The sequence below is a fragment of the Centipeda periodontii DSM 2778 genome (assembly GCF_000213975.1).
In the GTDB taxonomy this organism is placed as follows: Bacteria; Bacillota; Negativicutes; order Selenomonadales; family Selenomonadaceae; genus Centipeda; species Centipeda periodontii.
The window spans coordinates 1-4,242 of sequence record NZ_GL892077.1 but is presented as its reverse complement, the minus strand read 5'-3'; the positions used below and the strand labels follow the sequence as shown (position 1 = coordinate 4,242).

1 protein-coding gene is annotated in these 4,242 nt (G+C 60.0%); it reads right to left on the bottom strand.

Translation table 11 applies throughout. The annotated features are described in order from the left end of the window. Positions 1 to 88: 88 nt before the first annotated feature. Positions 89 to 4,242 (bottom strand): beta strand repeat-containing protein (locus tag HMPREF9081_RS14155; protein ID WP_425358248.1); only part of this gene is annotated, 4,154 nt, incomplete at its 5' end.

The window sequence follows — 4,242 nt, the reverse complement described above, 5'->3', positions numbered from 1 at the left end:
CCTTCGACATGGTTGACGATGGTGCCCGGGTTGGGCGGGACAGCGCTGTCCGCGTCGGTGGTAAGGGTGCCGTTTCCTGCGACTTTCATCAGGCTGATACGTCGTTGACCTTCAGGGCCGGTGCACGTCCGTCCACGCCGACACCGATATGGATGCCGCGGATGTCCTTGTTCGTTGTGCCAAGGTTCAGGATGGTCGGGTTTTCGTTTTCAATGCCCTCGCTGAGGTAGAAGTGGAGGTTGTTGATCCCCGTAAAGTCTCCTGCATACGAGCTCTTTTCAAGGTCATGACGGATGGCAAGGGTGTTGTCATGGTCATCCGTGCCGTTGCCGCCTTTGATGGTACCCTCTACGCGTGAGCCACGCAGGTGGATGATGTTGTTGCTGTTGGTTCCCGTGGCGTTGCCTGCAATGACATCGCCGGTGATGGTGGCGCCCTTGCCGATGTTCACGGTGTTCCCATCGGCGGTGATGCAGCTGCCCCCAAAGACGCTGCCGGTGACGGTGATGCCGTCCGCGATGTTTACGGTGTTGCGCAGAGATGCTCTATGTGCGTGTCCGCCGTAGACATCCCCCGTGATGTTTGCGTTCACGTTGACGGTGTTTTCAATGGCATCCAAGCCGGTCGTGCGGTCTGTGGAGCCGCCAATGATGTTGCCGGTGACGGCTGCGTTGACGTTGACCACGTTCTTAACGGCATCGCCGCTCGTGGAGGATCCGCCGGTGATGGTGGTCGATGTGTTTGCATTGGGCGCTCCGGAGATGGTTACCGTGTTCTCTTCGGCATTGCCCGAAGCCTGTGCACCGATAACAGAGGCGCCGCTGATGTCGCCGCCCTTGATGTCGACGGTGTTCTTCCCTGCCTTGCCGGCGCTCTGTGCGCCCTTGAGGCTGCCCGTAACAGTGCCGGAGGAGATGATCGCTTTGTTATTTGCTGCGTCTCCTGCGGTCAGGGTTTCTGCACCGATGGCGTTGGTGACACTGCCGCCCTTGACTTCGACACGGTTCTCTTCGGCTGTGCCGCTCTGGCTCTGTGCTCCGACGAGGTTCGTAACGGTGCCGCCTTCTGCGTAGGCAACGTTCTTCGTCGCCTTGCCTGCCTTGGTCTTTGCGCCGTAGGCATGCACGGCACTGCCATCTTTCACGGTGAGAGTGTTCTCCTCTGCTGTGCCGTTTGCGGTCTGTGTGTCGCCTGCAATGGCGTTGGTAACGGCTGCACCGGTATTGAGGGTGAGCTTGTTGTTCTTGGTTGCGCCATCCGTGCCGTAGACGGTCTTGCCGCCGAAGACGTCGGTGACAGAGCCGCTGTTTACTTCGACGTTTGCATTCTGCCACTTGTATGCCGTCAGGTCGAGGCTGCCGCCTGCCGTGGTAACGGCTTGGTTGTTGTCGGTGACAAGGCTGTACTCGACATCATCCGATCGCTCGCTGCCCGTTGCCGGGTTGTACCCGCTGAGGGTAAGCGTCTTGCCTCCTGCCATCTGGAAGAGGTGGATGTTCTTTTCCATGACGCTGCCAAGCCAGTTGGAGACGTCTGCGCCCACCGGCTTTTCGATGGTGCTGTAGGTAAGTGCGGTGTCATCGTTCAGTGTGAGGACGGTATCCCCGTCGGCGACGTTGCTGCCGAGGCTCCATGTGATCTTTCCGAAGTTTTCAAGGCTGCCGACGCGAGCGCCCTTGCTCTTGAGGTTGAGGACGTTGCCCTCAGCAGATTTGTTGCCGCCCATGAGTTTTCCTGTGACGGTGACATTTGCATCGCTCACGCCGTCACCGATGGTGATCTTGTTGCCCGTGGTCCTGCCATTGCCGCTCGCGAAGCCGCCGTAGACGTTGCCTGCAACACTGCCGCTGTAGAGGCTCACGGTGTTGTCCGTGGCAGAGCCGCTGGCTGAGGTGTGTGTGAGGGCTCCTGCGTAGAGGTTTCCTGTGACGTTTGCGCCCTTCAGGTCGATGCTGTTCTTGGTGGCATTTCCTGCCTCGGTGCGGACATCGGCACCATAGCCGTCCGCAATGGTTGCGCCGCTGTTCAGGATGAGTGTGTTCTCCGTCGCGTCGCCCATTTTCTTGTAGCCGTCCACGCCGTCGCCTGCCTCAAGGTTCTGGGCAAGTCCGGCGTAGGCTGCTGTTGTGATCGTGCCGCCCGTAATGTCGAGCGCGTTCTTTTCGACGGTGTTGCCGACTTTGCTGCGTCCGCCCCATGCTTCGGTGTTGCTGCCGGTGCTGTAGGTCGGATGGTTGTTCCGGAAGCGGTAGCCCGTGACGTCGACGTTCTTTGCGCTTGCGGTTTCACTGTCGGTGTTGAGGACGTATTCGTAGTCGCCGTCCTTCTTGGTTTCCCGTGCACGGGACGGATCGTAGTTCGTAAAGGTCACGTCGTTCGTGCTGCGCAGAAGCGTCAGGATGTGGTCGCTCGTCGGGCTTGCCGTGATGGTGTCGAGGTTCTTGAGCTTCATCTTGCCCCAGTCGATCGAGGTGTTGCCCCCGTCCGTGAGGGTGAGCATGGTATCCCCGTGGCTGACGTAATGTGCTGCGTCGAAGTTGACGTTCTCGAAGTTCTTGACATCCGCCGCACTTGCATTCCGGCTGTTGACGTTCAGGGTGTTGCCTGTGACGTTCGACCCGTTGCCACCGTAGATGGTGCCGACGGTCGTGCCCGCAGCAACGGCATCGGTTTCTGTGCCAAGGTTGATCACGTTGCCCGTGGTCGCGCCCGTGCCGCTCGTGAAGCCGCCGTAAACGTCGCCCATGCTGCCGCCCGTGATGTCGACGGTTGCGCCTGTGGCGCTTCCCGTGGCGGCATAGTTCCCGTGGATGTCGCCCATCGTGCCGCCCGCAATCCGCAGACTGCCGCCGGTGGCATTGCCCGTCCCGGCGTTGTAGCCGCCGTAGAGATTGCCGCCGACACTGCCGCCCGTGATGTTTACTTCACTGTTCGTGACCGTGCCCGTGGCCGTTGCCTGTGCGATATGCCCGCCGTAGACATTGCCTGTGACCGCGCCGCTTGTGATCGTGACTTTGCTCTTGTCGACCGTGCCCGTTGCATTTGCGGCGGTAAGGGATGCGCCGTGAACATCGCCTGTGACCGAGCCGCCTGTGATCTCGGCGGTGTTCTCGGTCGCATTGCCTGCGCGTGTGCGCACGTCGGCACCGTAGGCATTGGCGACCGTGCCGCCGGAGATGGCGATGGTATTCTTCTCGGCATCACCGGTCGTTACGCCGACCTTGTTGTTCTCCACCAGTCCGCCGTACGCCGCCGTGGTGAGGCTGCCGCCCGTGACGGTCAGCTTATTGTTCTCGACCTTGTTGCCGACCTTGGTGCGTCCTGCCCATGCTTCCGTATGCGTTCCATCCGTAGCGGTATATGTCGCCGCACTGTTGTCCTTATACTGGTAGCCTTCCAGCGTGATGTACTGCGTCGCATTCGCCCCATGACTGTCGGTGTCGATGATGTACTCGAATTTGTCCGTTATGCTGTCCTTGGCTCCCGTATAGCCCGTTGTCGCAATGCCTGCCGCGTTGTCGATCAGGTTCAGCTTGTACGGTTCGTAGGTCTTGATGCCCGCACCCGTGAGACCCTGCGTATCGACCTCGAGCTTCGCCCAGTTCAGCCCTGTGGTCTGCGCGCCGTTATTGAGTGTGAGCAGGGAGTTTGCCGGATTGATGGTGCTGTTCAGGTCGAATTTGACGGTTTCGAAGTGCGCGATGTTGCCCGCCGTTGCGTTGGTCTTGACATTCAGTGTATTGTCCGTGACCGTGTTTTGATTGCCGCCGTAGATGACACCCGTCACTGCGGTCACGGCATTAGTCGTGCCGTCGCCGAGGTTTACGGTGTTGCCTGTGGTCGCACCGGAGGCGGTATTACCACCGTATACATCGCCCGTGACAGAGCCGCCGTAGAGATTCAGCGTGCTGCCGGTCGCGCTTCCTGTTCCTTCGTTTTTGCCGCCGTAGACGCTGCCGCCGATGGAGCCATTCGTCAACGTGATTGTGCTGCCCGTGATGCTTCCCGTTGCACCGTTGTCTGTAATTTGACCGCCGTAAACAGAGCCGCTGATATTGCCGCCCGCGATGTTGACCTTGCTCTTTTCAATTTTACCTGTTGCGCCCGCAGCGGTAAGGGCTGCACCGTAGACATTCGTGACGGTGCCGCCCGTAATGTCCGCCGTGTTCTCCGTCGCATTGCCGTCCTTGGTACGCACGTCGGCACCGTAGGCATGGACGACCGTGCCGCCGGAGATGGAGA